This is a genomic window from Neisseria sp. N95_16 (genome assembly GCF_002551535.2).
GTDB classification, from domain to species: Bacteria; Pseudomonadota; Gammaproteobacteria; order Burkholderiales; family Neisseriaceae; genus Neisseria; species Neisseria brasiliensis.
Genome location: NZ_PDBT02000014.1, coordinates 1 through 26,428, shown reverse-complemented (window position 1 = coordinate 26,428; position 26,428 = coordinate 1). Strand labels below are relative to the sequence as shown.

Annotated in this window: 27 protein-coding genes and 1 pseudogene; 17 read left to right on the top strand and 11 right to left on the bottom strand. The window is 47.6% G+C overall.

The genetic code is table 11. From position 1 onward, the window contains the following. Nucleotides 1-73: 73 nt before the first annotated feature. Entirely contained in the window at nt 74-616 is a 543-nt protein-coding gene (ruvC, locus tag CRG49_RS03705) for a crossover junction endodeoxyribonuclease RuvC (protein WP_095503283.1), read from the bottom strand. A 54-nt stretch (nt 617-670) separates the two neighbouring features. Beyond that, nucleotides 671-1,477, bottom strand: coding sequence for a carbon-nitrogen hydrolase family protein (locus CRG49_RS03700; RefSeq protein ID WP_095503284.1), 807 nt, complete (start codon nt 1,475-1,477; stop codon nt 671-673). A 102-nt stretch (nt 1,478-1,579) separates the two neighbouring features. Between CRG49_RS03700 and CRG49_RS03695 the strand changes: the two genes are divergently transcribed. Beyond that, entirely contained in the window at nt 1,580-1,921 is a 342-nt protein-coding gene (locus CRG49_RS03695) for a hypothetical protein (protein WP_095503285.1), read from the top strand. A gap of 59 nt (nt 1,922-1,980) precedes the next feature. On the opposite strand, the gene rfaQ is transcribed toward CRG49_RS03695, so the two are convergent. Further along, nucleotides 1,981-3,060, bottom strand: a complete 1,080-nt coding sequence (gene rfaQ, locus CRG49_RS03690; protein ID WP_095503286.1) for a putative lipopolysaccharide heptosyltransferase III — start codon at nt 3,058-3,060, stop codon at nt 1,981-1,983. Nucleotides 3,061-3,199: 139 nt separating this feature from the next. On the opposite strand from rfaQ, the pseudogene msrAB reads away from it, so the two are divergent. Both msrAB and CRG49_RS03680 read left to right on the top strand, forming a co-directional pair. Continuing rightward, nucleotides 3,200-4,159 (top strand): annotated as a pseudogene (gene msrAB / locus CRG49_RS03685) (bifunctional peptide-methionine (S)-S-oxide reductase MsrA/peptide-methionine (R)-S-oxide reductase MsrB); the annotation flags it as partial. A gap of 69 nt (nt 4,160-4,228) precedes the next feature. Then, nucleotides 4,229-4,609: a hypothetical protein gene (locus CRG49_RS03680; RefSeq protein WP_095503288.1), complete on the top strand. Its 381-nt coding sequence runs from the start codon at nt 4,229-4,231 to the stop codon at nt 4,607-4,609. Between the two features lie 125 nt (nt 4,610-4,734). Here CRG49_RS03680 and CRG49_RS03675 read toward each other — a convergent pair whose 3' ends face one another. The 4 genes from CRG49_RS03675 to dnaA all read right to left on the bottom strand — a co-directional run bounded on the left by CRG49_RS03675 (nt 4,735) and on the right by dnaA (nt 12,341). Continuing rightward, nucleotides 4,735-6,243: a catalase gene (locus tag CRG49_RS03675; protein ID WP_095503289.1), complete on the bottom strand. Its 1,509-nt coding sequence runs from the start codon at nt 6,241-6,243 to the stop codon at nt 4,735-4,737. Nucleotides 6,244-6,941: 698 nt separating this feature from the next. Next, a complete protein-coding gene (gene gyrB, locus CRG49_RS03670) occupies nt 6,942-9,335 on the bottom strand; it encodes a DNA topoisomerase (ATP-hydrolyzing) subunit B (protein WP_095503290.1) in 2,394 nt (797 codons plus the stop codon). A gap of 263 nt (nt 9,336-9,598) precedes the next feature. Further along, a complete protein-coding gene (gene dnaN, locus CRG49_RS03665; RefSeq protein ID WP_095503291.1) occupies nt 9,599-10,702 on the bottom strand; it encodes a DNA polymerase III subunit beta in 1,104 nt (367 codons plus the stop codon). A 79-nt stretch (nt 10,703-10,781) separates the two neighbouring features. Further along, nucleotides 10,782-12,341 (bottom strand): chromosomal replication initiator protein DnaA, encoded by a 1,560-nt coding sequence (dnaA, locus tag CRG49_RS03660; protein ID WP_095503292.1) that lies wholly within the window; start codon nt 12,339-12,341, stop codon nt 10,782-10,784. Nucleotides 12,342-12,714: 373 nt separating this feature from the next. On the opposite strand from dnaA, the gene rpmH reads away from it, so the two are divergent. From rpmH to yidC, 4 genes are all read left to right on the top strand, one after another. Further along, complete coding sequence (gene rpmH / locus CRG49_RS03655; RefSeq protein ID WP_002214728.1) at nt 12,715-12,849, top strand: 50S ribosomal protein L34; 135 nt, start codon at nt 12,715-12,717, stop codon at nt 12,847-12,849. 2 nt (nt 12,850-12,851) lie between these two features. Beyond that, nucleotides 12,852-13,196 (top strand): ribonuclease P protein component, encoded by a 345-nt coding sequence (gene rnpA, locus CRG49_RS03650; RefSeq protein ID WP_095503293.1) that lies wholly within the window; start codon nt 12,852-12,854, stop codon nt 13,194-13,196. Further along, the gene (yidD, locus tag CRG49_RS03645) at nt 13,193-13,414 is read left to right on the top strand and encodes a membrane protein insertion efficiency factor YidD (RefSeq protein WP_095503294.1); all 222 of its coding nucleotides are present in this window, start codon (nt 13,193-13,195) and stop codon (nt 13,412-13,414) included. The genes rnpA and yidD overlap by 4 nt, the downstream gene beginning before the upstream one ends. Nucleotides 13,415-13,637: 223 nt before the next feature. Continuing rightward, entirely contained in the window at nt 13,638-15,281 is a 1,644-nt protein-coding gene (yidC, locus tag CRG49_RS03640; protein WP_095503295.1) for a membrane protein insertase YidC, read from the top strand. An 80-nt stretch (nt 15,282-15,361) separates the two neighbouring features. On the opposite strand, the gene CRG49_RS03635 is transcribed toward yidC, so the two are convergent. The 4 genes from CRG49_RS03635 to CRG49_RS03620 all read right to left on the bottom strand — a co-directional run bounded on the left by CRG49_RS03635 (nt 15,362) and on the right by CRG49_RS03620 (nt 18,273). After that, entirely contained in the window at nt 15,362-15,796 is a 435-nt protein-coding gene (locus CRG49_RS03635) for a hypothetical protein (protein WP_095503296.1), read from the bottom strand. 41 nt (nt 15,797-15,837) lie between these two features. Then, nucleotides 15,838-16,740: a COG2958 family protein gene (locus CRG49_RS03630; protein ID WP_095503297.1), complete on the bottom strand. Its 903-nt coding sequence runs from the start codon at nt 16,738-16,740 to the stop codon at nt 15,838-15,840. Nucleotides 16,741-16,797: 57 nt separating this feature from the next. Then, nucleotides 16,798-17,508: an SAM-dependent methyltransferase gene (locus tag CRG49_RS03625; RefSeq protein WP_095503298.1), complete on the bottom strand. Its 711-nt coding sequence runs from the start codon at nt 17,506-17,508 to the stop codon at nt 16,798-16,800. 174 nt (nt 17,509-17,682) lie between these two features. Further along, nucleotides 17,683-18,273: a nucleoside triphosphate pyrophosphatase gene (locus CRG49_RS03620; RefSeq protein WP_095503299.1), complete on the bottom strand. Its 591-nt coding sequence runs from the start codon at nt 18,271-18,273 to the stop codon at nt 17,683-17,685. A gap of 53 nt (nt 18,274-18,326) precedes the next feature. Between CRG49_RS03620 and CRG49_RS03615 the strand changes: the two genes are divergently transcribed. The 10 genes from CRG49_RS03615 (at nt 18,327) to CRG49_RS03570 (ending at nt 26,231) form a co-directional block, all read left to right on the top strand. Next, nucleotides 18,327-18,827 (top strand): DUF177 domain-containing protein, encoded by a 501-nt coding sequence (locus CRG49_RS03615; protein WP_095503300.1) that lies wholly within the window; start codon nt 18,327-18,329, stop codon nt 18,825-18,827. Nucleotides 18,828-18,861: 34 nt separating this feature from the next. Then, nucleotides 18,862-19,041: a 50S ribosomal protein L32 gene (rpmF, locus tag CRG49_RS03610; protein WP_095503301.1), complete on the top strand. Its 180-nt coding sequence runs from the start codon at nt 18,862-18,864 to the stop codon at nt 19,039-19,041. A 144-nt stretch (nt 19,042-19,185) separates the two neighbouring features. Beyond that, the gene (locus CRG49_RS03605; RefSeq protein ID WP_095503302.1) at nt 19,186-19,713 is read left to right on the top strand and encodes a phosphoribosyltransferase; all 528 of its coding nucleotides are present in this window, start codon (nt 19,186-19,188) and stop codon (nt 19,711-19,713) included. Nucleotides 19,714-19,853: 140 nt separating this feature from the next. Next, a complete protein-coding gene (gene plsX / locus CRG49_RS03600; RefSeq protein ID WP_095503303.1) occupies nt 19,854-20,927 on the top strand; it encodes a phosphate acyltransferase PlsX in 1,074 nt (357 codons plus the stop codon). 187 nt (nt 20,928-21,114) lie between these two features. Then, nucleotides 21,115-22,077 (top strand): beta-ketoacyl-ACP synthase III, encoded by a 963-nt coding sequence (locus tag CRG49_RS03595; protein ID WP_095503304.1) that lies wholly within the window; start codon nt 21,115-21,117, stop codon nt 22,075-22,077. Then, complete coding sequence (locus CRG49_RS03590; protein ID WP_198511393.1) at nt 22,050-22,502, top strand: DUF1294 domain-containing protein; 453 nt, start codon at nt 22,050-22,052, stop codon at nt 22,500-22,502. Before CRG49_RS03595 ends, CRG49_RS03590 begins: the two co-directional genes overlap by 28 nt. 9 nt (nt 22,503-22,511) lie before the next feature. Next, entirely contained in the window at nt 22,512-23,438 is a 927-nt protein-coding gene (fabD, locus tag CRG49_RS03585; protein ID WP_095503306.1) for an ACP S-malonyltransferase, read from the top strand. Beyond that, on the top strand, nt 23,425-24,540 hold the full coding sequence (locus tag CRG49_RS03580) for a hypothetical protein (RefSeq protein ID WP_229436932.1): 1,116 nt from the start codon (nt 23,425-23,427) through the stop codon (nt 24,538-24,540). The genes fabD and CRG49_RS03580 overlap by 14 nt, the downstream gene beginning before the upstream one ends. Nucleotides 24,541-24,543: 3 nt before the next feature. Next, nucleotides 24,544-25,398, top strand: a complete 855-nt coding sequence (locus CRG49_RS03575) for a glycosyltransferase (RefSeq protein ID WP_095503307.1) — start codon at nt 24,544-24,546, stop codon at nt 25,396-25,398. Continuing rightward, nucleotides 25,398-26,231, top strand: a complete 834-nt coding sequence (locus CRG49_RS03570; RefSeq protein WP_097784576.1) for a glycosyltransferase family 25 protein — start codon at nt 25,398-25,400, stop codon at nt 26,229-26,231. Before CRG49_RS03575 ends, CRG49_RS03570 begins: the two co-directional genes overlap by 1 nt. Nucleotides 26,232-26,428 lie beyond the last annotated feature (197 nt).

Genomic DNA, 26,428 nt, shown 5'->3' with positions numbered 1-26,428 from the left:
TTTTTGCTGGTTTCAGACGGCCTGTTTTTTAAGCAAGTGTCACTTTTACAGAATCCAAGCTTTTCAGACGGCCTCAACCATGAAACCGCCCACCCTTAATCTGCAAGCCATTGCGGTTGATTTGATTGGCCAAACCGTGATTGCGCAGCGCGTGGGTGAGCGCCACGGCCAAGCCATCGGCGGCATCGGCTTGCGGCGTACCCGATAAACCCAACATCTGCACCACCATGTGCTGCACCTGTTCTTTCGCCGCTTTGCCCTGCCCGACCACCGCCTGCTTGACCTGCAAAGCGGTGTATTCATATACCGGCAAACCGCGCATCACCATAGTGGCAATCGCCGCCCCCCGCGCCTGCCCCAGCATCAGCGTGGCCGCCGGATTCACGTTGACAAACACCTGTTCGATGGCGGTTTGATTGGGTTGGTACACATCGATGATTTCGTTGATGTGCTCGCAAATCACGCCGATACGGCCGGCCAGTTCGTCGCCGGGAATGGTTTTGATGCAGCCTGAAGCAACATAGCTGTGTTCACGACCATAGACGTCAATCACGCCGAAACCGGTAATGCGGCTGCCGGGGTCGATACCTAAAATGCGGATGGGTTTCTTATTCATTGGATTCAATTTGGGAAACAAGCCGTCTGAATTGGTTTCAGACGGCCTTTGTATTTAAAGCAAACGGTGTTGCAAAGCAGGCAAGCGCGTGCGCACGCTGCTAAGACGGCTGGCATCCAAATCGGCCACCACCACGCCTTCGCCTTCCGGCAACACGGCCAACACTTCGCCCCACGGGTCGATGATCATGCTGTGGCCAAAAGTGCGGCGTCCGCTTTCGTGTTTGCCGCCCTGCGCCGAAGCGACAACGTAACATTGGTTTTCCACCGCCCGCGTGCGCAACAGTAATTCCCAATGCGCTTCGCCGGTCGTGTAGGTAAAGGCCGCGGGCAACAACAATACGTCAAACGGCGCCTGCATGCGGAAAAATTCGGGAAAACGCAAATCGTAGCACACACCGGCCGCCACGTTCAGCCCGTCCACCTGCCAATCAGGTACTTCTTTGCCTGCAGTGATGGTGTCGGCTTCGGCATAGCGTTCGCCCAAACCGGAAAAGCCGAACAAGTGCATTTTGTGGTAGTGCGTCAAAGATTGGCCGTCTCGGTCGTAAGCCAGCATGGTGTTCATCACTTTGCCGTCTTCATCGCTGGTTAACGGGATGGTGCCGCCGAACAAAACCACCTGATTGTCACGCGCGGCTTCGCTTAAGGCCGTCTGAAGTTTGCCTTCGCCCAAGCTTTCGGCAAAAGCGATTTTATCGGTATCCTGCCGCCCCATAATCGGCCAGTATTCCGGCAGCAATACCCAATCGGCGCCCTTTTCGGCAGCTTCTTTCACCAAGTGGCGCATGGTTTGAATGTTGGTATCGGGGGCGGTCGTGGAAACCATCTGCACGGCGGCAGCGCGGATTGTGTGAGCCATATCATTTCCTTTCAGACGGCCTTTACCTGAACCGTCATTCTTTTACAGCCAAGTCGGTTATACTGACCCCATCTTATTTTCTTTTGACGCGAAAGGCAAATCATGAAATCCACCGCCTTGATCCTAACCACCCTGCTTCTGCCCGCGCTGGCGTGTGCCGAAGTGAAAATCTACGGCGAACTCAAAAGCGGCGTGGAAAGCTCGCGCACCAAAATCAACGGTAAATCCGTTTCCAACACCCAAGTCGCCGATCAAGGCAGCTTTATCGGTTTGCGCGGCTCTTACCCGATTGGCAGCAACGGCAACCAAATGACATGGCAATGGGAGCAAGACGCGCCCACTGTTTCTGATAAACGCAACGGCAACAACGGCTCATTGCGCCAAGAATGGCGCGAACGCAAACAACGTGGCGAATCGTATATCGGCTTTGGGAAAGACCGCTGAAATTAAACAGGCCGTCTGAAACCAGTTTTTCAGACGGCCTGTTGGTAATTAAGCAACTGCTAACGCGGCAAGCCTAATTTGGCTGCAATTTTTTCCCACACCACTTCCAAAGGAATCGCGCCGAGCAAACGCGTTTTATCATCGGTATTGATGCTTTCCGGATGCGGCAATTCGCCGAAATCACCTGCCCACACCACGTCAGCCTGCTGCGAATACGGCCGCCAACGGCCAACCCATGTCGGGCCGAATAGAGCGACTTGCGGTTTATCCAAAGCCGCCGCAATGTACATGGGCACAGAATCTACGCCGAAAAACAATTGCGCGCCGTCGATTGCGGCGGCCAGTTCGCGCAGGTTGAGTTTAGCACCCATGTCCCACACCTTCACACCGGCAGGAATATTCAGACGGCCTAAAATTTCATCCAGCATATTGCGTTCGGCTTCGTCAGGCGCAGCGGTCAGCACCACATGGCAGCCGTGATTGAGCAAAAGCTGCACCACCGCTGCATTTTTGCCGTCTTCCCAACATTTAAACAACCAGCGCGAACCGGGATGCACCAACACATAATCCTCGCCGCGCCAGCCTTGTTGGCGTAATTTCTCTTGCCAACCGTGCCGTACTTCATCACTGATGGTGAGCAGCGCTTTCGCTTCGCCGCAATCCGCACGTGCCAACAATGGCGGCAACACCGCCAAATGCCGCTCGATCACATGATGGTTTACGTCCAAATCAGGGTTGATAAAATCATGGAAAAAACGCCATGCCGCGTTATCGCGTTTTTCATAGGCCAAGGTCGCGCTGCATTCGGCACAGAATTTGGCAATAAACGCCGTGCGCCATTGGTCGGACAAATTAAATGCCCAATCATAGCTGCGCGCTTTAAGCTGCTTGAATAAATCGGTTTCATGCTGAATCTGCGCCTTCACCCCTTGCTTTTTCCATGTGCGATCCACGCCGAAAATATGGGTAATTTCGGGATTATCGCGGATAATGTCGGCAGTTTCCTGATACACCAGCATATCGACTTCGCAAGCGGGAAAACGCTGTTTGATGGCAGCCACTACTGGCGTGGTCAGCAACACATCACCATGATGGCGCAATTTGATGATTAAAATTCGTTGGGGGTCAGCGATGGACATAATAAGCTTTCGTGAGCTTTCAGACGGCCTGATGATTTTGGCACAAAATTAAGAATAATTCGCAATTGTAAAACGAATAGAAATTTTAGGGAATGCCCCCATATGTAAGTGATTCAATTTTAAACGGAGAATGACCATGACACACACCATTTATCTGGCCGGCGGCTGCTTCTGGGGCGTGGAAGCCTATTTTCGCCGCATTCACGGTGTCGCAGAAGCGGTATCGGGCTATGCCAACGGCCGCACCGAAAATCCGTCTTACGAAGACGTTTGCCACCGCAACACCGGCCACGCCGAAGCGGTGAAAGTGGTGTTTGACGACGAAAAAATCAGCTTGGCCAATGTGTTGCAATATTATTTCCGCATCATCGACCCGACCTTACTCAATCGCCAAGGCAACGATGTCGGCGAGCAATACCGCACCGGCATTTATTATACCGAAGCTGGCGATAAAGCAGTTATCCGCGCCACTTTAGCCGCCGAGCAGCAAAAACACGCCGCGCCGATTGTGGTCGAATGCGAACCTTTACAGCATTTCTACCCTGCCGAAGACTACCACCAAGATTACTTGGGCAAAAATCCCAACGGCTATTGCCATATCGACATTCGTTTGGCGCACAAACCCTTATCCGCCGATAATACTGCCCCGCGCGTGTTCAGCAAGCCGTCTGAAAGCGAAATTCGGGCAAAATTGAGCGACGAAGAATATTACGTCACCCAGCAAAGCGGCACCGAACGTCCGTTTTCCCACGCTTACGACCATCTATTCGAGCCGGGTATTTATGTCGATATTGTCAGCGGCGAACCTTTGTTCAGCTCGGCCGATAAATTTGATTCCGGCTGCGGCTGGCCGAGCTTTGCCAAACCGATTGCACGCGAACACATCACCGCGCTGGAAGATTTGAGCCACAATATGCGCCGTATCGAAGTGCGCAGCAAAGTGGCCGATTCACATTTGGGTCACGTTTTCCCCGACGGCCCGCAAGCGCTCGGCGGCCTGCGTTTCTGCATCAACGGTGCCAGCCTACGTTTTATTCCGTTAGAAAAAATGGACGAAGAAGGCTACGGCGAATGGAAATATTTGATTGAGGCCGTCTGAAACTTTTTTATCTTCAAAACAAGGCCGCCTGAAATTTCAGACGGCCTCTAAAATGATTTAAATACCAACATGCAAATCCGAAAAACTCTATCCGAAATCAGCGACATATTGCACAAACAAAGCGGCAAAAACATCACACTGAAGCAAATTGCACCGAATGAAATCCGCGCCAATTATTTGGTCAATATCGACATGACATTGATTGGCCATGGCGCCGATCATTTGTTGTTCCAATACCATCTCGGCTGGGGTGCGAGCCTATTGGCAAAAGGCGCATCCGGCTTGTTTGGTAACATCAAAACCAAAAAATTATCAGTCGATATGGAGAAGCAGACCATTCAAATCAATTTAAGCGTGTTTGGCGAATTTAAAGACATTTTGAAAACGCACAAAATCACCGCCGCCCAAATCGAGCAAACGGTATTGGTTGTCGATTTGGAAGCCAAATAATTGAATCCAGTGTTTTATCATACAAAAAGGCCGTCTGAATTTTCAGACGGCCTTTATTCATATCAAACCTTAATCTTGATTTGGGTGAATCAATACATCAATCCACTCGTTGATTTCCAACCACATTACAGCAAACCCGGTTGCCCCAGCGCAGGATCGGTCGCGCGGGCAGCTTGTGCGTCGGCAACGGTCATGCCCAAGGCTTTGGCAACGCCTTCGCCATAAGCAGGGTCACACATGAAGCAGTTGCGGATATGGCGGTGTTTGATGAAGTCTGCCGCATCGCCCATGGCCGCCGCAGTGTTGTCAAACAAGGCTTGTTTTTGCGTGTCGTTCATCAGGTTGAACAAGGCGCGCGGTTGGCTGAAGTAATCCGCATCATCTTCACGGAAATTCCAGTAATCGGCATTACCGTTGATTTTCAAAGGCGGCTCGGCAAATTCAGGCTGTTCTTGCCACAGGCCGTAGCTGTTTGGCTCGTAGTGTTTCAGGCTGCCGTAGTTGCCGTCAACGCGGTTCAAACCGTCGCGAGCATTGCTGTGTACCGGACAACGTGGCGCGTTTACCGGAATTTGATTGCGGTTCACGCCCAAGCGGTAACGCTCGGCATCGGCATAGTTAAACAAACGCGCTTGCAGCATTTTATCCGGCGATGCACTGATGCCCGGCACCAGATTGCTCGGCGCAAAGGCAGCTTGTTCGACATCGGCAAAGTAGTTTTCCGGATTTTTGTTCAGCTCAAACTCACCCACTTCAATCAGCGGGTAATCGCCTTTCGGCCATACTTTGGTCAAGTCAAACGGATGGTAAGGTACTTTTTCCGCTTCGGCTTCCGGCATGATTTGCACATACATTTTCCATTTCGGGAAATCACCGCGTTCAATCGCTTCATACAGGTCTTTTTGGTGACTTTCGCGGTCTTTACCGATTACGGCTTCTGCTTCGGCATCACTCAAATTTTCAATACCTTGTTGGGTACGGAAGTGGAATTTCACCCAGAAACGCTCGCCGGCTTTGTTCCAGAAGCTGTAAGTATGCGAGCCAAAACCATGCATATGACGATACGATTTAGGAATACCGCGATCCGACATCACGATGGTTACTTGGTGGAAAGCCTCCGGCAATAAAGTCCAAAAATCCCAATTGTTGGTAGCAGAACGCATATTGGTGCGCGGGTCACGCTTAACCGCCTTGTTCAAATCCGGAAATTTGCGTGGGTCGCGCAAAAAGAATACCGGCGTATTATTGCCAACCATGTCCCAGTTGCCTTCGCCGGTATAAAACTTCAAGGCAAAACCACGGATATCGCGTTCGGCATCAGCCGCACCACGCTCACCGGCCACAGTCGAGAAACGGGCAAACATCTCGGTTTTTTTGCCCACTTCACTGAAAATCGAAGCACGGGTATAGCGGGTAATGTCGTTGGTCACGGTAAAGGTGCCGAATGCACCGCTACCCTTGGCGTGCATGCGGCGCTCAGGAATCACTTCGCGGACAAAATCGCCTAATTTTTCATTCAGCCACAAATCTTGCGACAGTAACGGACCGCGCGGGCCGGCGGTCAGGCTGTTTTGGTTGTCGGCAACCGGCGCGCCGTTGCTCATGGTCAGGTGGTTCACAGGGCATTTATTCATGGTGTTGCTCCTTGGTATTGAATTTAGATGGAAATCTTTAAAGCAGGCTTGGTTTACGCTGCTTTGATGACTTTTCTTATCATGGTCGGATAATGACTGCCGCCAGATACGGTTTGCTTGCTGCTATGAAACAAACTATACCTGAAGATTTTAGCTATTAAAACTATGAAACCGATTATAATTTGCTATTTTAAATCTAAATTTAAATATTGGTAGCTTTAAACTATTAATATTCTGTCGAAGCGGTCATCCATTCTGTTTTATGCAGTGTGACACAAAGCGCAGCCAATAGCAGAATTTTTACGAAAAATTAAATCAAATGAATAGGATAATTCTCAAAACAAAGTATTTATTCCATTTTAAATACAATCATTTAATCTTGTTTCAATCATCATATCTCACGCCATTATCCGTTTCAGACGGCCTATTACGCTCGAAAACTTAACGCAATAATTACATTATGAGACCTTTGCAACACCCTAGATTTGAGTGCAGTTCAAAGTTGTAGCAGCGCAGAAAGCGAAGACATATCATGAAGATAGGTAAGCTTTCGAGCAACGCACAACGAAGAAATGTGCCAAAGATAGGGATTTTACAAAGGTCTCATTCTCATTGGTTTGATTCAATCATCATCAATACCATACAAAAAGGCCGTCTGAAACACAGTTTCAGACGGCCTTTTGGATACATTCACTCAATTAAGCATCAATATTTTGCGCAATCAAGGCATTGTTTTCGATAAACGCACGACGCGGTTCCACTTCATCGCCCATCAAAGTGACAAACACTTCATCGGCAGCAATGGCATCTTCAATGCGCACTTTCAGCAAACGGCGCACGTTCGGATCCATAGTAGTTTCCCACAATTGCTCAGGGTTCATCTCACCCAAGCCTTTGTATCGCTGAATACTCATGCCTTTTTGTGCGGCGCTCATCAAGATATTCAAGGCTTCCTCGAAGCTGGCGACCGGCTGCTCATTCTCGCCTTTCACCAACACCGCTTCTTCACCCATCAAACCATCCAATATTTCAGCGGTTTGCACGATGGTCTGATACGGCTTGCTGCTCAAGAATTTTGGCTCGATGTAGCTGATGGCCACGTTGCCGTGCAACTGGCGGGTAATCTTGATGAAATGGCTGCCTTCTTGATGACCTTCGATGCGTTGTAGCGCAATTTCCTGATCTTTCAACAAGCTGCTCAGTTCCGCAATGGCTTGGTCGGTGCTTTCCGCTGTCGATAAATCCACCGGCTTGGCATGCAGCATAGCATTCAACACCAAGCTGTCAATCACGCGGCTTTCTTGTTCAATTACAGCTTTAGCCAACAGGAATTGTTTAGCGATTTGCGCCAATTCTTCACCCTCGATGGTGCGGCCGTCTGAAACCAATTTGGCTTTATCCACCGCCAAGCCCAACAACCATTGGTCTTTTTCAAATTCGTCTTTCAAATAGCGCTCTTGCTTGCCGTATTTGGCTTTGTACAAAGGTGGCTGGGCGATGTAGATGTAGCCGCGCTCGACCAATTCAGGCATTTGACGGTAGAAGAAAGTCAGCAACAAAGTACGGATGTGTGCGCCATCGACGTCGGCATCGGTCATGATGATGATGCGGTGGTAGCGCAATTTTTCCGGATTGAATTCTTCTTTGCCGATGCCCGCGCCCAAAGCGGTAATCAACGTTGCTACTTCTTGGCTGGCCAGCATTTTTTCAAAACGCGCTTTTTCCACGTTGAGAATTTTACCTTTCAGCGGCAAAATCGCTTGGAATTTACGGTCGCGGCCTTGCTTGGCCGAGCCGCCGGCGGAATCACCCTCGACCAGATACAGTTCTGACAAGGCCGGATCTTTTTCCTGACAATCGGCCAATTTACCCGGCAAGCCCAAACCGTCCATTACGCCTTTGCGGCGGGTAATTTCGCGGGCTTTACGCGCAGCTTCGCGCGCACGTGCTGCATCAACGATTTTGCCGGTGATGATTTTGGCTTCGTTCGGGTTTTCTTCCAAAAATTCGGTCAAGGCTTGGTTGATGACTTCGTTCACCACCGGGCCGATTTCGCTCGACACCAGTTTGTCTTTGGTTTGTGATGAGAATTTTGGGTCTGGCAGTTTTACTGACAACACGCAGGTCAAGCCTTCGCGCATGTCGTCACCGGCGGTTTCGACTTTGGCTTTTTTTGCCACTTCATTAGCCTCGATATAGGCATTCAAAGTACGCGTCATCACACCGCGAAAAGCCGCCAAATGGGTGCCGCCGTCGCGTTGCGGAATATTGTTGGTGAAACATTGCACCGATTCTTGGTAGCTGTCATTCCACTGCATGGCGCATTCCACGCTCATGCCGTCTTTTTCGCCGGTGGCATAAAAGATTTTTTCGTGCAGCGGCGTTTTTTTGCGGTTCATATATTGCACGAAACCGGCCACACCGCCACTCAAGGCGAAGCTTTCGTGTTTACCGTCGCGCTCATCGGTCAATTCGATGTCCACGCCGTTATTCAGGAACGACAATTCGCGGATGCGTTTGGCCAAAATATCAAAACTGTATTCGACATTGCCGAAGATCTCTTCGCTGGCACGGAAACGCACGATGGTGCCTTTTTTATCCGACGCCCCCAATTCGGCCAATGGTTTTTCCGCCGCGCCGTTTACAAATTTCACAAAATGCTCTTTACCGTCGCGGTAGATGGTTAAGGTCACCCAATCAGATAAGGCATTCACCACCGACACGCCCACGCCGTGCAGGCCGCCGGAAATTTTGTAGCTGTTGTTGTCAAACTTACCGCCCGCGTGCAACACGGTCATGATGACTTCGGCAGCCGAGCGGCCTTCTTTCGGGTGAATACCGGTCGGCATACCACGGCCGTTGTCGGACACACTAACGGAATTGTCGGCGTGAATGGTGACGGTAATTTTGTCGCAATGACCGGCCAAGGCTTCGTCGATCGCATTGTCGAGCACTTCAAATACCATATGATGCAGGCCGCTGCCGTCCTGCGTATCGCCGATGTACATACCCGGGCGTTTGCGCACCGCTTCCAAGCCTTCTAAGACTTGGATACTGTCTGCGCCGTATTCTTCGTGTTTTTGGTCGGTCATAATCTTTATCTTTTTGAAACTAAATAGAAAAATAGGCCGTCTGAATGCTTTTTCAAGCGCGCTTGCAAGTGATGGAAATCGATGTTGGCCAAACCTGTAACGCAACGGCAAATAACACGTTATTATACCTGATTTTGTTGGATATTTCAGCCTTTATGTATGCAAATGTTCCATGAAAAAATGCCGTCTGAAAACAGTTTCAGACGGCATGATTATGATTGCAAAACCATCACTTTTCAGACGGCCTCGCAGCTATATTTTCATCAAATGCGCATTGGCATCACAATGTATTTGAAATCAGGATTATTCGGCATGGTGAACAAGGTCGAGCGATTGGCATCACCGAAAGCAAGCTGCATGTCGTCAGAATGGATATTACGCAATACGTCCATCAAATAGCCGATGTTGAAGCCCACTTCCAGTTCGCCGCCTTGATAAGCGATTTCCAATTCTTCACGCGCTTCTTCCTGCTCGTTGTTGGAGCAAACCACGCTCAGCAAGCCTGGTTGCAAGAATAAACGCGCGCCACGGAATTTTTCATTGGCCAGAATTGAAGCACGCTCCAAAGCGCCCAGCAATTCGGTGCGCGATACCAAGAAGATTTTATCGTTGTCCAACGGAATCACGCGGTTGAAATCGGGGAATTTACCGTCGATGACTTTACTCACAATCACCGTATCGTTGCAGCGGAAACGTACTTGGTTATTCAGCAATTCCACGCTGATGGCTTCGCCTGGATGGTTTAAGAGTTTAAACAGCTCCAACACTGTTTTGCGCGGCAGAATCACTTCGGCTTTCGGCAACTCGGCTTCAATGGTGGTCGCGGAATACGCCAAGCGGTGGCCGTCGGTCGCCACCAAGCGTAATTGGTTGCCTTCGACCTGCATCAGCAAGCCGTTGAGATAATAGCGGATATCCTGCACCGCCATGCTATATTGCACTTGCGACAACATGTTTTTAAAGGTTTCCTGCGTCAGCGAAAAAGCAGCGCTCACGTCTTCACCCACGCTCATCAATGGGAAATCTTCCGCCGGCAGGGTTTGCAGCGCGAAACGCGATTTACCCGCTTTCAAAGTCAGGCGGTTATCCGCCCAATCCAGCGACACAATCGCCGTATCCGGCAGCGCACGCAGAATGTCTTGGAATTTCTTGGCATTAGTGGTGATGCGGAAATCACCCGCTTGGCTTTCCGGGCCGTGGGTGTTGATTTGGATTTCCAAGTCGGTCGCCAAGATATTGGTTTGGCCGTTGCTGCTTTCGATTAATACGTTAGACAGAATCGGCAAGGTATGGCGGCGTTCCACAATACCGGTAACGGCTTGCAGCGGCTTGAGAATGCTGTCGCGGTCGGCTTGCAAAATTAACATGGGGAAGTCCTTTGGATTTTGTTTGGTTTTGTTGGTTTTCGGTTTCAGACGGCCTAAAAGTTATCAGGCCGTCTGAACATCAGTTCTGAATCATAATCAAGAGTTTTTCATAATCCTGCGCCAATTCAGGATCTTCTTCGCGCAGTTTCGCCACAGCCTTCACCCCGTGCATCACGGTGGTGTGGTCGCGACCGCCGAATGCATCGCCGATAGACGGCAGGCTTAAATTAGTGAGCTCTTTGGTCAAACTCATCGCCACTTGGCGCGGGCGGGCAATGTTGCGCGTGCGTTTTTTACCCAGGATATCGCTGATTTTAATGCGGTAATATTTGGCGGTGGCATCGATAATCAAATCAGCGGTAATCACTTTGTGGCGCACGGCAATAATGTCTTGCAAGGCATCGCGCGCCAAATCAATGTCGATCGGCTTATTCATAAAGCGGCTGCTGGCGCTGACGCGGTTGAATGCGCCCTCCAATTCGCGCACATTCGAGCGAATCAGATTGGCAATGAAAAATGCTGCTTCTTCGGTCAGATTCACGCCGGCAGATTCGGCTTTTTTCTGCAAAATCGCTACGCGCATTTCCAATTCAGGCGGCTCCAGCTCCAGCGTCAAACCCCATGAGAAACGCGATTTCAGGCGGTCGTCCATGTCTTCTATTTTGGCCGGCAATACATCGCAAGTCAGGATTAACTGTTTCTTTTCATTATGAAAATGGTTATACAGATAGAAAAATTCTTCCATCGTGCGGTCTTTGCCTTTGATGAACTGGATATCGTCGATAATCAGCAAATCATATTGCTTGTATTGCTGCTTGAACACATCATAACCATTGGAACGCACGGCGCTCATAAAGCTGCGGATGTAATCATCGGAATGCATATAGCGCACTTTGGCATCGGGCTTGTTTTTCAGCAATTCATTACCGATGGCCTGCACCAAGTGGGTTTTACCCAAGCCGGTGCTGCCGTATAGGAAAAACGGGTTGTAGCTTTGCCCCGGATTTTCTGCAATCGATTGCGCCGCGGCGGCGGCAATGCGATTACCCTTACCTTCCACCAAAGTATCAAACGTGTAATCTGATGATAAATTGGTTGCCTGATAGCGTGCCTCTTCCGCCTCACGCTGCACTTCCTGCTTAATTTTGCTGGGCGCAGGTTTGTCTTCAGCCGCTTCCGACGCAGCTTTGCTTTCCGGCAAGGTTTTCAAACGCTCGGCCAAAATATCGGCAGCGGATTTTTTCGGTGTCGGTTTGGCCGTTGGTTCAGACGGCATGGTTAAATCGGCTTGCGCAGCTTCAACACTCGTTGCTTGTGCCGTGGTGTTCTCAACGGTTTCAATTGCCTGATTCTCTGCCGCAGGCGCATTGTTTTGCGCCGCCATGTCATAGCTTTGCCCCACACCGACTTTAAACACCAGCGCAGCTTGCTGCGGCGCCAATTGCACACGCACAGCATCAATCTTGGCAGCAAACTGATTTTTCAACATATTGACGGCAAACTGGTTCTTGCCATACACCACCCACACGCCGCCTTCCTCGCCCACGGTCAACGGTGCAATCCATTGCTGGAATTGTTGCGCGGGTAAGGTCAGGTTCAGACTCAAAAGGCACTGCGGCCAAAATTCAGCTAAGGTCATGGAATGGCTCAAATCGTGAAACAGTTGGGGAAAACAAAGGCAGGGAAAACAGCAAAGGCCGTCTGAAAATAAAAGGAACAGCTTGATAACACACTGTTTTTCAGACGGCCTGAAATCTATGTAAGCATATACAGATTCAGCGATTATACTGAATTTTATCCACAACCGCATCAAATTTTTATCCACAATCGGCAGCTTTATCCGACCTCATCGCGCCGCTTGCGTATTTCACCATCCTTGCCTTGCACTTGATAAATGTTAAATCCAACATATTCCGCCTGCCTGAACAAACGAAGTTGCTATATTGATTGACAAAAGCCTGAAATTGGGGTGTAATTCACGGTTTAATTCTACCGATTTTTTAGGAAAAGACATGAAACGCACTTATCAACCTTCCGTTACCAAACGCAAACGCACCCACGGTTTCTTGGTTCGCTCTAAAACCCGCGGTGGTCGCGCAGTATTGGCTGCACGTCGCGCCAAAGGCCGCAAACGCTTGGCTGTGTAATTTTGAATTACGGCTTCGGCAAGCAGTATCGCTTATTAAAAACGGATGATTATTCATCCGTTTTTGCGTTGAGAAACCGCAAAAGCCGCGATTTACTGCATGTTTCGCAATCCGGTGACAACGGCTTGGGGCATGCGCGCCTAGGCTTGGTGGTCAGCAAAAAAACCGCCAAACGCGCCAACAAACGCAATTACATGAAACGTGTGATTCGCGATTGGTTCCGCCGCCACCGCGACCAACTGCCGCCGCATGATTATGTGGTGCAGGTACGCCGCTTGTTTACGCGCGACAACGCGCCCGAAGCCCGCGACCAGCTCGCCCAACTTATGATGCGGAAACGCCGATGAAATCGCCTTTGGCTAAAGTAATGCTGCTGATGATTCGCTTTTATCAATACGCCATCAGCCCGCTTATTCCGCCACGCTGCCGCTTCACCCCGACTTGTTCGCAATATGCTGTAGAAGCAGTGCAGAAACATGGTGCCTTTAAAGGCGGCTGGCTGGCATTAAAACGCATCGCCCGCTGCCACCCTTTCGGCGGTTCCGGCCACGATCCCGTGCCTTAGCATGAACATAAAACGGGATTCTCTTTCTTTCACTTTGCTTCCCGTTTTACCGCTCACTATATAGATGCCGTCTGAAAATAAGGGATTGCCTTCATACCCATCTGCATGAAAATCATCGCTTATCGGCATGATTTCCTTTTATTTCTCAGTGATTTCTATATAATGCCGTCTGAAGCAATATTCAGCACTTTATTTACCTATCCAGCAATTCCAGGAATTTCTTATGGATTTCAAAAGACTTATGGCATTTTTTGCCATCGCCTTGTTGATTTTGATGGGCTGGGAAAAACTCTTCCCATCACCAAAACCGACACCGGCACAACAACAAGCCGCTCAGCAGCAACAGCAAGCGGCCGTTGCCCAGAATGAAGCCGCGCTTACCGCCGCCACACCAATTACCGTGACCACCGATACCGTGAAAGCGGTTATCGATGAAAAAAGCGGTGATTTGCGCCAGATGACTTTGTTGAAATACCAAGCCACCGGCGACGAAAGCAAAAACTTCGTTTTGTTTAACGACAGTAAAGAATACACCTACGTTGCCCAATCCGAATTACTGGATGCGCAAGGCAATAATGTCTTAAAAGGCGTCAACTTTACTGCCGCACAAAAAGACTATACCCTCAACGGTGACAAAGTCGAAGTGCGCTTGAGCGCGCCGGAAACCAACGGCCTGAAAATTGACAAAGTATATACCTTCACCAAAGACAGCTACTTGGTGAACGTACGCTTTGATGTTGCCAACGGCACCGGCCATCCGGTGAATCTGACGGCCAACTACAATGTCGTGCGCGACGACAGCGAGCCGGAAGGCCAAGGCTACTTTACCCATTCTTATGTCGGCCCGGTGGTGTACACCCCTGAAGACGACTTCCAAAAAGTCGATTTTTCCGACTTGGATGACGATGCCAAATCCGGTAAAAACGAAGCTGAATACGCCCGCCAAACCAAAACCGGCTGGCTGGGCATGATTGAACATCACTTCATGGCCACTTGGATTTTGCAACCGAAAGACGGTCAAACCGTTTGCGCCCAAGGCGACTGCAAAATCGACCTGAAACGCCGCAACGACAATCTTTACAGCGCCGGCGTGAGCGTGCCTTTAGCCGCTATTCCGGCCAACGGCAGCAGCCAAGCCGTGATGAATCTGTATGCCGGCCCGCAAACCACCGATACTTTGGTGCAAGTAGCCGACAACCTGCAATTGGCCAAAGACTACGGCAAAGTGCATTGGTTTGCCTCACCGCTGTTCTGGCTGCTGAACGAATTGCACGATTTAATCGGCAACTGGGGCTGGGCGATTGTGGCCTTGACCATCATCGTCAAAGCTGTGCTGTATCCGTTGACCAACGCTTCTTACCGCTCAATGGCAAAAATGCGCGCCGTTGCGCCTAAGCTGCAAGCGATTAAAGACAAATACGGCGATGACCGCATGGCGCAGCAACAAGCCATGATGCAGATGTATAAAGACGAGAAAATCAACCCACTGGGCGGCTGCTTGCCTATGCTGTTGCAAATCCCCGTGTTCATCGGCTTGTACTGGGCATTGTTCGCTTCGGTAGAATTGCGCCAAGCACCTTGGCTGGGCTGGATTCAAGACTTGAGCCGTCCTGATCCGTGGTTTATCCTGCCGCTGATTATGGCCGCGACCATGTTCATCCAAACCTATTTGAACCCGCCGCCAACCGACCCTATGCAGGCAAAAATGATGAAAATCATGCCGTTGATTTTCTCGGTAATGTTCTTCTTCTTCCCTGCCGGTTTGGTGCTGTACTGGGTAGTCAACAACCTGTTGACCATCGCGCAACAATGGTACATCAACAAAAGCATTGAAAAACAACGCGCCCAAGGCGAAGTGGTTTCTTAATGTGACATAAAACACAGGCCGTCTGAAAACGATTTTTCAGACGGCCTTTTTGTATGTTCAAACTCAACGTCATTGAGCTATTAAAACATCAATTCTTCCGGAAAATTCACCACGATTCTGCGCTTTTTGCTGCATTTAACCTGCGTCACATACTGCTCTTCACCATTAACCAAGCGATGCACCGTTACGCCATACACCGTTTCATGGCGTGGCGACAATCTGTCCATCGATGAAAACAGCGCATATTGATAATCACCGTTTTGCAGCACCAAATTCGTCCATAAATCACGCCCGATACCGCCCCAGCGCGGCGAACGGTCAATCGCTTCCTGCCGGTCGTTTTCAAACACCAATTCCGCACGCTTAGGCTTACCAAACTGATAACGGAATTTCCCGCCCTGCTCGGTCACGCGCACTTGCTTGCCTTGGGCATTGGTGCAGAAGAAAATTACATGATCGGCAGCATGGGCAACCGGTGCTATTGCCAGCACAAATGCAATCAAATATTTTTTCACTTTCTCTACCTTTTAAATCATCTAGAAGTAAATGAGCTGGTTTATTTATTCCAGTTTTCTTTGATTACCTTGCCAGATTGGTAATAAATCGCTACATATTCAATGAATCTTGCAAAATCAGAATTTTGTTCTACGATACGGTTTGCGGATTGCCAATCCATTTCTGTTTTACGTTTAGCAGGCAGTAGAATTTCACTTTCTGATAATTCATGGACATTAAGCACAATCACACCAATACCATGTAGCGCCGACAAAATTCTCAATTCTTCTTCAGTATGCTCACCCACAATAGAGGCCGTTACCAAATAGCCTTCATTTGCCCAGCTAGAGTTACTGACCGCCTGAAAAAAGCTCTCTCGTACATTACTGCCATTTAATTCCAATTTCACTTCAAAAGACCAAAGCACAACATTTTGCCCTGACCCCAACTTCACACATTGGCGAACATCTTCAGCCCAATCCTGATCCATCACCTGCATGGCTACAATATCCGGATGCAGCCATTGATTCCCCTTACTACCGCGAGTATTTTTAGAACGTTTTTCATCAATCCGCAAACAATATAATTTCAACTCCTGTGATAAAAATGCCATCAGTTTAGGATATAAATCTGCTTCCGATATTCTTTCTGCATCATGTGTTTCAATGACCATAGGTTCGATTACCTGCGACTCATGTGGCTGATACCAAAACAAACGCGGTCTTGGTTTATCCTGCATTTCAATTTCAGGACAAATTTTGATAATTGAATCCTTATGCGCACCAATTTCAGCCACAATTTGCTGAATAAATGCTTTCTCATCAGCATATTTTTTCTTTTTATGCTGATAATCAGATGCATATTGCATCGTAATCCCTTCAGCAATTTGACGGGCAGTAAATTTCTTTTCAGGATTTCTCTGTAAAAATGCCGCTACTTTTGCCGGTTGACTTAGTTTTTTCATTACATTTGCCTAATGGTGTTTTTTTACGTTAACCCAATTGTGAAATTTTCAGACGGCCTAGCCCGCATGCAGCACAAAGATGGTCGGCCGTTTTTTCAAATTCGGTAATTCACCCAATTTTTTCCAATCGGCAACCGTTTTGCTGATGATGGTTTGCATCGGCAAGGTTAAATCGCAAGCAATGCACAGGCGTGTTTCGGGATGCAGGTTATCCAAAACATCCGCCAGCAAGGCATCGTTGCGGTATGGGGTTTCGATGAACAACTGAGTTTCGTTTTGGCTGCGGCTGCGTTTTTCCAAGGCTTTCAAGGCTTCAATGCGCTCGCTTTTTTCAGACGGCAGATAGCCTTTAAAAGCAAAGTTTTGCCCGTTTGCACCCGATGCCATCAAGGCCAATAATAAGCTCGATGGCCCAATCAGCGGCCGCACTTCAAAGCCATGTTTATGTGCTAGTGCCACCAAATTCGCGCCCGGATCTGCCACCGCCGGACAACCGGCTTCGCTGACAATACCCATGCTGCGCCCTTCTTGTAAAGGCTTGAGCAACTCTGGCAGGGTTTTCAAGTCGGTGTGTTCGTTGAGCGTTTGCAAATTCAATTCGCGGATAGGCGTGGTCACGCCCAAGTGCTTCAAATGTGCGCGGGCGGTTTTTTCGGCTTCGACGACAAAATCGGTCAAACCGACAATCTGCGCTTGCTCATGCGGCAACAAACACGGCGTATCGGGTGCGCCTAAAGGGGTTGGAATCAGATATAAAATGGGGGACATGATTTACTTTCTATTCAATAGGCCGTTTGAACCTTTCAGACGGCCTTATAGTCGTTTTAAATAGAAATAATACAGCGTTGCCAGCGCCCTTATGTACTACTTGTACACGGCGGTCGCTGTCGCCTTGTCTTATTTCTATTTGAAACGACTATATCATCTTCTTCAGACAGACTCTTACAACACTTCCACACCTTCATGGTGTAAAAAATCAATCAGGCGAAAAATCGGCAGGCCGATGAGCGCATTGGGGTCGGTGCTGTCGATTTTTGCCAACAACGCCGCACCCAAACCTTCGCTTTTGGCCGCGCCGGCGCAATACACGGCATCGGGTTCACGCTCCAGATAACGGCGGATTTGCGTGTTGGTTAATTCGCGCATGGTCACGACGGTGTGGTCAACATGCTGCTGCATACGGCCAGATTTAGTGTTCAAAAGCACGATTGCACTGTAAAATTCTATGCGTTTACCGCTGAGCTCGGCCAGCATTTGTTGTGCATTCGCCACGTTCATCGGCTTGCCCAATTGACGCTGATTGCACCATGCCACTTGGTCGGCGCCGATAATCAAAGCGTTTGAAAATTGTGCCGCCAACGAGCGTGCTTTACCTGCCGCCAAACGCAAAGCGGTGCTTTGCGCGTGTTCGCCTTCAATCGGTGTTTCATCAAAATCCGGTGAGGCCGTCTGAAAAGCCAAGCCCAATCGCGCCAGCTGCTCGCGGCGAAATACCGAACTCGACCCTAAAATTAATGGCAGTTTTTCACTCATTTTTGCTTAAAAATATTGACGTTAGACTGCTGAAATTATATCATACCCCGTTTATGTTAGACCCTAATTTGATTGACCCAGAAGTTTTCGCCGCCGAAAAGCAGAATCTGCAAGGCAGTTTCCTGCTCAATGAGTTGGACGAACGTGTTTGGTCGCACGAATATCCGGCTGACAAGCAAACCAAAGTTTCGTTTACGCTGCAAGGCGGACGCGACCGCTTGCAGCGACTGTTTCTTGATTTGACGGTACACGCCGATATGCCGCTGCTTTGTCAGCGTTGCGTGAAGCCTATGCCGTTCGAACTCAACGAAACCAGCCGCATTGTTTTGTTTGCCGATGACGAGCATTTGGACGATGCCATGCTTTCCGACGAGGAATTGGAAGGTATGCTCATCACCAAATCGCTTGATGTGCGAGAATTGGTTGAAGACCAAATCCTGATGGCTTTACCGTTTTCACCGCGTCACGAAGACTGCAACAATGTTTCGCTGGAACACGTCAATCAGGACAAACCCAACCCTTTCGCTGTTTTAAAAGGTTTGAAAAACAGTTAATTAGAACACAGTATTATTTATCTAGGAGCTTGAAATGGCCGTTCAACAAAACAAAAAATCCCCTTCTAAACGCGGTATGCACCGTTCACACGATGCGCTGACTGCACCTGCACTGTCTGTTGACAGCAACACCGGTGAAGTACACCGCCCACACCACATTTCACCTAACGGCATGTACCGTGGTCGCAAAGTGGTTAAAGCCAAAGGCGAATAATTTATTCGACTGACTGAAAAAGCCAGAATATTGCCCTGCAATGCTGGCTTTTTTACGTTACATCTCTGATATGAATGGATGGCAGCAAGCGTATCACACGCGAACTGCCTCGATTCGTCACATTTTCTCAATCGAGACGTTAAAATGACTCAGAAAATCTGGTACACATACGATGATATTCATCGCGTGATCAAAGGCTTGGCTGAAAAAATTCAAAACTCCGGCGTTAAATACGATGCCATGATTGCCATCGGCGGCGGCGGCTTTATCCCTGCCCGTATGTTGCGTTGCTTTTTGGAAATCCCGATTTACGCCGTTACCACTGCCTATTACGACAGCGACAACCAAGGCCAAGTGACTGAAGAAGTGAAAAAAGTGCAATGGCTTGATCCTTTGCCGGAAGCGTTGAAAGGCAAAAACGTGTTGGTCGTTGACGAAGTGGACGACAGCCGCGTCACCATGGAATTTTGCCTGACCGAATTGCAAAAAGAAGATTTCAACACCATCGGCGTGGCCGTGTTGCACGAAAAAATCAAAGCAAAAGTTGGCAAACTGCCGGAAAACATCCCTTATTTCAGCGGCATTACCGTAGAAGACTGGTGGATCAACTACCCATGGGATGCGCTCAATATCGACGAGCATAACCAATTGGCCGCACAAGGCCGCGGTTGATATTTCGATAGATTGCTACCAAATACAATCGTATCAAGCAGCACAACCCTTCTTAAGAAATGCCGCTGATTCACGGCATTTCCGTTTTCAGACGGCCTTAAATTCAATTAGGCCGTCTGAAACACAAAACGGAGAACAACATGATTACATTAGCCGTAGATGCCATGGGCGGTGACGCCGGCTTAACGGTTACCGTGCCGGGTGCCATTGCTTTTTTGAAAAATCAGCCCGACGTGCACTTAATGATGGTCGGCGATGAAGCCGCCCTTCAGCAAGCATTAAAATCTGCCAATGCCCCGATGGGTCGCATCAGCATTATTCCGGCCAGCCAAGTGGTTGAAATGGATGAAGCGCCGCAATTGGCACTGAAAAACAAAAAAGATTCATCTATGCGTGTGGCCATCAACCAAGTGAAAGAAGGTAACGCGCAAGCTGCCGTTTCTGCCGGCAACACCGGCGCACTGATGGCGACTGCCCGTTTTGTGCTCAAAACCATCCCGGGTATTGAGCGCCCTGCCATCGCCAAATTCATGCCTTCCAGCAATCCCAACCATTTCACCTTGATGCTGGATTTGGGTGCCAACGTGGATTGCAGCGCTGACCAACTCACTCAGTTTGCCGTGATTGGCAGCGAATTGGTGCAGGCTATGTTTCCTGAAAAAGGCCAACCACGTGTCGGCCTGCTCAATGTCGGCACAGAAGACATTAAAGGCACAGAAACAGTCAAACAAACCTTCAAGCTGCTCAAAAGCAGCAAATTGAATTTTATCGGCAATGTTGAAGGCAACGGCGTATTCAACGATCAAGTTGATGTGGTCGTGGCCGATGGTTTTGTCGGCAACATCATGCTGAAAACCATTGAAGGCGCAGTAAAATTCATGAGCGGCGAAATCAAGCAGGAATTCAGCCGCAATGTGTTTAACAAACTGGCCGCCGTGACCGCCCTGCCCGCACTCAAAGGCATGAAAGCCAAGCTTGATCCGCGTAAATTCAACGGCGCGATTTTCTTAGGCTTGCGCGGCGTAGTCATCAAGAGCCACGGCGGCACCGATGAAATCGGCTTTATGTATGCGCTGGAAGAAGCCTATCACGAAGCCAAATTTGCCAGCTTAGCCAAAATAGAACAAGGCGTGGCCGAACAATTGGCTGCTTTGGAAGAAGTGCGCGAACAAGAAGCCTTGGATAGCGGCGCTTCCCATATCAGCACCCCTTAATCGCGAAATCATTTTGTGAAAAAGGCCGTCTGAAACATAATGTTTCAGACGGCCTTTAAATGATTGGTTAACCCATTCAAAGAATTTACCTAATCCTTTATTAAAGCAACGGTTTTTTGTTACAAAAATCCTGACTTTTCGCTTACAATACAGCATCTGTTCCAATTATTTCAAAGGGCTTTTCATTATGCAATATGCCAAAATTTTAGGCACCGGCAGCTATCTTCCCGCCAACCGCGTCAGCAACGATGATTTGGCGAAAAAAGTGGATACTTCCGACGAGTGGATTACCACGCGCACCGGTATCAAATTCCGCCATATTGCAGCCGACAACGAAAAAACCAGCGATTTGGCGGTGCACGCCGCACAACGCGCATTGGAATCGGCTAAGCTTACCGCCGACAATATTGATTTAATCGTTGTAGCCACCACCACGCCCGACATGCAGTTCCCATCAACCGCTACCATCGTGCAGCAAAAACTCGGTATCACCAACAGCTGCCCTGCTTTTGACGTGCAGGCCGTGTGCGCCGGTTTCATGTATGCCTTAACCACCGCCAATGCCTATATTAAAAGCGGGATGGCCAAAAATGTGTTGGTGATTGGTGCAGAAATCTTCAGCCGCATTCTGGATTGGAACGACCGCACCACTTGCGTATTGTTCGGCGATGGTGCCGGCGCAGTGGTTTTAGGCGCATCCGATGAGCCGGGCATTATTCACAGCAAATTAAAAGCCGACGGTAATTATCTGGATTTATTGAACGTACCGGTGCAAATTGCCGACGGCCAAATCTGTGGCACACCTTACTTAAAAATGGACGGCCCGGGCGTGTTTAAATTCGCCGTAAAAATGCTGTCACAAGTGGCTGACGATGTGATTACCGAAGCCGGTTACCAACAAGATCAAATCGATTGGTTGGTGCCACATCAGGCCAATAAACGCATCATCGACGCCACCGCCAAACACTTGGGCTTGAGCACGGATAAAGTCATCCTGACTGTACAAGATCACGGCAACACCTCTGCCGCTTCGATTCCGTTGGCTTTAGACCACGGTATCCGCAACGGCCAAATCCAACGCGGCCAAAACCTGCTACTCGAAGGTATCGGCGGCGGTTTCGCATGGGGTGCCGTATTGGTGCAATACTGATGCGCCCTTCTTGGCTGCCACACCATGCTTTTCAATATACCAAGCCAATTTTTTTGACCAACAGCCTGATTGCCGTCACATTTATCATATGCGTTACAGCTGTTTCTAAAATATTGGCCGGCGTGTATTTTGCCGTCAGCATCGTGTCTTACCTGATGTATAAGTTTGATAAACAAATCGCGCAGACCACAAAAAAGAAACGCCAAGCATACCAAGGCAGAATTCCGGAAAAAAACCTGCATATTCTTGATGCACTTGGCGGCTGGCCCGGTGCCTTGGTTTCGCGCACCGTTTACCAACACAAAACCAGCAAAATCAGTTTTATCCGCATTTTTTGGCTGACCGTGGCAATAAATATTGCCATAGCCTATGCCCTGCTGATACATTACGCAGATAATCCTCTTCTCTCATTATTAAGAAATTAAAGGAATATCATGTCTTTTGCATTTTTCTTCCCTGGCCAAGGCTCGCAAAGTTTAGGAATGATGAACGGATTTAGCGAACAAGCCGTCGTTAAAGCCACTTTCGACGAAGCCTCTGCCGCATTGGGTCAAGACTTATGGGCAATGATTAACGGCGACAATGCCGAGCTGATCGGCCAAACCGTTAACACACAACCGATTATGCTCGCTGCCGGCGTCGCCACCTACCGCGCCTACTTGGAAGCTGGCGGTCAAGCACCGGCTGTAGTGGCCGGCCACAGCTTGGGCGAATACACCGCATTGGTAGCCGCTGAAGCATTAGAATTTGCCGATGCCGTAAAACTGGTTCGCCTGCGTGCAGAATTAATGCAATCGGCCGTACCGCAAGGCGTGGGTGCCATGGCAGCCATCTTGGGCTTGGAGGACGAGCAAGTCAAAGTCATCTGCGCTGCTGCCGAACAAGGCGAAGTAGTGGAAGCCGTTAACTTCAATTCACCCGGCCAAGTCGTTATTGCCGGTAATGCCGACGCCGTAGAACGCGCCATGGCTGCCGCCAAAGAAACCGGCGCCAAACGCGCTCTGCCTCTGCCTGTATCCGTCCCTTCACATTGCAGCCTGATGAAACCTGCTGCCGAAAAACTGGCCGAAGCCTTAAAAACAGTCGACATCAAACAACCACAAATCCGCGTGATTCACAACGCCGACGTGGCCGCTTACGACGATCCTGAAGCCATTAAAGATGCCTTGGTTCGCCAACTCTACAGCCCCGTGCGCTGGACAGAAACCGTCAATGCCTTAGTCAATGAAGGCATTACCGAATCGGCCGAATGCGGCCCGGGCAAAGTATTGGCTGGTTTGGCTAAACGTATCAATAAAGAAGCTTCATGTAGCGCGTTGGTTTCTAGCGATAGCCTGAAGGCTTTTGTTGAAACGCATTGATTTAACTAACATTGAATTTCTAAATAATTTTTCAGGCGGCCTCATTAAAGCATGCCGTCTGAAAATCCATTTAAACATTATGTCTCCCCAGCAATCATCCCAACCCACCGTCATTTTAGCCGTACCTTATCTATACGGCCTTGATCAATGCATTGAAAAAAATCTACGTCATTTAGGCTATGACGTAATCAACCTTTGCTATGATGAGCGTGATTCCTACTATCCAAACCTACTCAGCCGTATCTGTGCGTTTTACCACAAAACCATTGCCCGAGATAACGACTATAAAAAACAACTGAAATTCTCACGTTATCAACAAGAAATCCAAAAAAAGCTGTCTTCGCTTAATGGGCGCAAAGCTGACTACGCATTATGCATCCGCGCCAATATTTATCCCAAATCCCTCATTGCTCAAATTCGCTCACATAGTAAAATTTGTGTCAATTACCAATGGGATGGTATAGATCGTTTCCCTGACATCTTGCAATACCTAGAATATTTCGATCACTTTTTTGTTTTTGACCAACAAGATATTCAACGCTACCCACAACACCATTTTCAGGCGGCCTCAAATTTCTATTTTGATTTCCCAATGCCTGAAAAACAACAACAAGCTAACGGACTATATTTCCTTGGCGGCTATGATGTAACGAGAGAACATGACACAAAAGCCTTTATCACTGAAGCACATCATTTAAACCTACCACTGGATTTTTATATTTACAGCAAAGATGACCGCGCTAAAAATGCCTTTGGAGCCGATGGTGTCCACTACCTTGACCGCAATACCATCTTAAGCTTTGAAGAAAACCTTAATAAAGTTTATCACTGTAAAGCGGTAGTCGACTTTGTCACAACTGCTCACCAAGGCTTATCATTCCGCACCTTTGATGCATTGGGCATGAAGAAAAAATTAATCACGACAAATACTGAAGTAAAAAAATACAATTTTTATCATCCTGATAATATTTTTATCTGGTCTGAAAACAATTCAGACGACCTGAAAGACTTTTTGCAGCGCCCATATCATCCGATTGCCCCAGAAGTTTCACAGCAGTATGCATTCAGCAATTGGATAAAACGCATTTTACATATCGAGTAAAAAATGATTAAGACACAGCCTTTAGTATCCATTATTATCCCCTGCTACAACACCGCTGCCTATGTTCGTGAAACATTAGAAAGTGTCTATAATCAAACATATCAAAACTTTGAGATTATCGCCATTGATGACGGCTCAACTGATAATACATTGGAAATCTTACATGAGTGCGCTGTTACTGAGCCACGTTTAAAAGTTATGTCACAAGAAAATACATATGTTGTTAAAGCACGTATGAATGCAATTCAACAAGCAACAGGTAACTATTTAGTATGTTTAGACTCAGATGACAAACTAGATGAAACTTATTTAGAGAAAACAATTAATATTGCAGAAAAATCCCCTGATATCGCTGTGGTATATAGTAATTTGTACTTGTTTGGTAAGAAAAATAAAATCGGCCAACTAAAACAAATTACAACAGAACAGCTCCTATTAAATCATGGCATGTATATTTCCGCACTAATAAAAAAATCAGCATTCGATGCAGTTAATGGATTTGATATTTCCTTAACTCACTATGAAGATTGGGAATTATTTATTTCAATTGCCAAAAGTGGTGGGGAAATAAAATTTATTGATGAACCTTTATTTTACTATCGTCAGCGTGAAGATGAATCCTCTATCTGTAATACAGCTAGCGAAGCAAAACAATCTGAAAATTTTATAAAAATCTACACAAAACATCATGACTTTTACCAACAGAATGGTATTTATGCCCATAGAATGATTGAAGCCTTAGATAAATATAAAATACAAAAAATTAAATATTATAATCAACCAATAAGGAAATGGTTTTACCAAGTTTTTAAACATAGTCGCTGGAAAAAAATCTGCCAACAATATGGGATCAAATAATGTTAAAAAATTATGTGATAAGTTTGAAATCTGCAAATAAAAGACGGCAACATATTACAAAACAATTTTCTCAGCAGAATGTCTCATTCCATTTCTTTGAGGCATTAATGCCTTCTGAGCAACTAAAAATAGCTATCCGCCATTTCTGCCCTGTTTTGGAAAATAGTAGAAAATTAACCGATGGCGAAAAAGCTTGTATGATAAGCCATATTGCACTATGGCAAAAATGCATAGATGAAAATCTGCCTTACATAGCTATCTATGAAGATGATGTCTACCTAAGTAATGATTCAGGCACCTTCTTAAACAATATCAATTGGCTGGAAGAACGTTTTACCGATAAAGCGGTAGTTATTAGATTAGAAGCTTCTTGGATTCCTGCTGAACATTACCATTGCTCCATTATTTCTAAAGTTATTAGACGAGAGTTTTTAACTTTAGCAACGACTCAACACGGTACTGCTGCTTATATTATCAGCAATCAAGCAGCTAGAATATTATTGCAGAAATGTCATGCTTTAAATGAATCACAAATCCAACCTTTTGACCATTTGTTGTTTGATATTTGGCTTAATCAACCAAATTATTTTATTTGTCAACTTAGTCCTGCTATAGCAATTCAAGCAGACCAACATCAACAAGAAACTAATTTAACCAGTCAATTACAAACTGCAAGAAAAGAAAGACAAAATTTAGAAAATACTCCCAAGTATACATTAAAAGACTATTTTATACGTCTTCTTACAAAGCCCAAACGCCAGCGAGAGAAACAAATATACTCTGCTATTGAAGCATATCAAAAAAGTAGAAAAACCATTGTTCCTTTTAAATAAAATAATCATATGAACAAGTTTAACATTAAAATTAAGAGCCTTATTAGCCACCCGTTCAGCCCCAAAAAACGAAAACAAAAACGAGAGAAATTATATGAATTAGGGCGTGTCCCTAATTTGAATAAGCCCAAAAGAGCCCTATTTTAACCCTATATTCCAACGAAATATAGGCAAACACAAACAATGGCGAGAACCGC

What these genes read in the sequence shown, in the direction of transcription:
- ruvC (WP_095503283.1), bottom strand. Translation starts at nt 616, where the DNA reads ATGAATAAGAAACCCATCCGCATTTTAGGTATCGACCCCGGCAGCCGC.
- CRG49_RS03700 (WP_095503284.1), bottom strand. Translation starts at nt 1,477, where the DNA reads ATGGCTCACACAATCCGCGCTGCCGCCGTGCAGATGGTTTCCACGACC.
- CRG49_RS03695 (WP_095503285.1), top strand. Translation starts at nt 1,580, where the DNA reads ATGAAATCCACCGCCTTGATCCTAACCACCCTGCTTCTGCCCGCGCTG.
- rfaQ (WP_095503286.1), bottom strand. Translation starts at nt 3,060, where the DNA reads ATGTCCATCGCTGACCCCCAACGAATTTTAATCATCAAATTGCGCCAT.
- CRG49_RS03680 (WP_095503288.1), top strand. Translation starts at nt 4,229, where the DNA reads ATGCAAATCCGAAAAACTCTATCCGAAATCAGCGACATATTGCACAAA.
- CRG49_RS03675 (WP_095503289.1), bottom strand. Translation starts at nt 6,243, where the DNA reads ATGAATAAATGCCCTGTGAACCACCTGACCATGAGCAACGGCGCGCCG.
- gyrB (WP_095503290.1), bottom strand. Translation starts at nt 9,335, where the DNA reads ATGACCGACCAAAAACACGAAGAATACGGCGCAGACAGTATCCAAGTC.
- dnaN (WP_095503291.1), bottom strand. Translation starts at nt 10,702, where the DNA reads ATGTTAATTTTGCAAGCCGACCGCGACAGCATTCTCAAGCCGCTGCAA.
- dnaA (WP_095503292.1), bottom strand. Translation starts at nt 12,341, where the DNA reads ATGACCTTAGCTGAATTTTGGCCGCAGTGCCTTTTGAGTCTGAACCTG.
- rpmH (WP_002214728.1), top strand. Translation starts at nt 12,715, where the DNA reads ATGAAACGCACTTATCAACCTTCCGTTACCAAACGCAAACGCACCCAC.
- yidD (WP_095503294.1), top strand. Translation starts at nt 13,193, where the DNA reads ATGAAATCGCCTTTGGCTAAAGTAATGCTGCTGATGATTCGCTTTTAT.
- yidC (WP_095503295.1), top strand. Translation starts at nt 13,638, where the DNA reads ATGGATTTCAAAAGACTTATGGCATTTTTTGCCATCGCCTTGTTGATT.
- CRG49_RS03630 (WP_095503297.1), bottom strand. Translation starts at nt 16,740, where the DNA reads ATGAAAAAACTAAGTCAACCGGCAAAAGTAGCGGCATTTTTACAGAGA.
- CRG49_RS03625 (WP_095503298.1), bottom strand. Translation starts at nt 17,508, where the DNA reads ATGTCCCCCATTTTATATCTGATTCCAACCCCTTTAGGCGCACCCGAT.
- CRG49_RS03620 (WP_095503299.1), bottom strand. Translation starts at nt 18,273, where the DNA reads ATGAGTGAAAAACTGCCATTAATTTTAGGGTCGAGTTCGGTATTTCGC.
- CRG49_RS03615 (WP_095503300.1), top strand. Translation starts at nt 18,327, where the DNA reads ATGTTAGACCCTAATTTGATTGACCCAGAAGTTTTCGCCGCCGAAAAG.
- rpmF (WP_095503301.1), top strand. Translation starts at nt 18,862, where the DNA reads ATGGCCGTTCAACAAAACAAAAAATCCCCTTCTAAACGCGGTATGCAC.
- CRG49_RS03605 (WP_095503302.1), top strand. Translation starts at nt 19,186, where the DNA reads ATGACTCAGAAAATCTGGTACACATACGATGATATTCATCGCGTGATC.
- plsX (WP_095503303.1), top strand. Translation starts at nt 19,854, where the DNA reads ATGATTACATTAGCCGTAGATGCCATGGGCGGTGACGCCGGCTTAACG.
- CRG49_RS03595 (WP_095503304.1), top strand. Translation starts at nt 21,115, where the DNA reads ATGCAATATGCCAAAATTTTAGGCACCGGCAGCTATCTTCCCGCCAAC.
- CRG49_RS03590 (WP_198511393.1), top strand. Translation starts at nt 22,050, where the DNA reads ATGGGGTGCCGTATTGGTGCAATACTGATGCGCCCTTCTTGGCTGCCA.
- fabD (WP_095503306.1), top strand. Translation starts at nt 22,512, where the DNA reads ATGTCTTTTGCATTTTTCTTCCCTGGCCAAGGCTCGCAAAGTTTAGGA.
- CRG49_RS03575 (WP_095503307.1), top strand. Translation starts at nt 24,544, where the DNA reads ATGATTAAGACACAGCCTTTAGTATCCATTATTATCCCCTGCTACAAC.
- CRG49_RS03570 (WP_097784576.1), top strand. Translation starts at nt 25,398, where the DNA reads ATGTTAAAAAATTATGTGATAAGTTTGAAATCTGCAAATAAAAGACGG.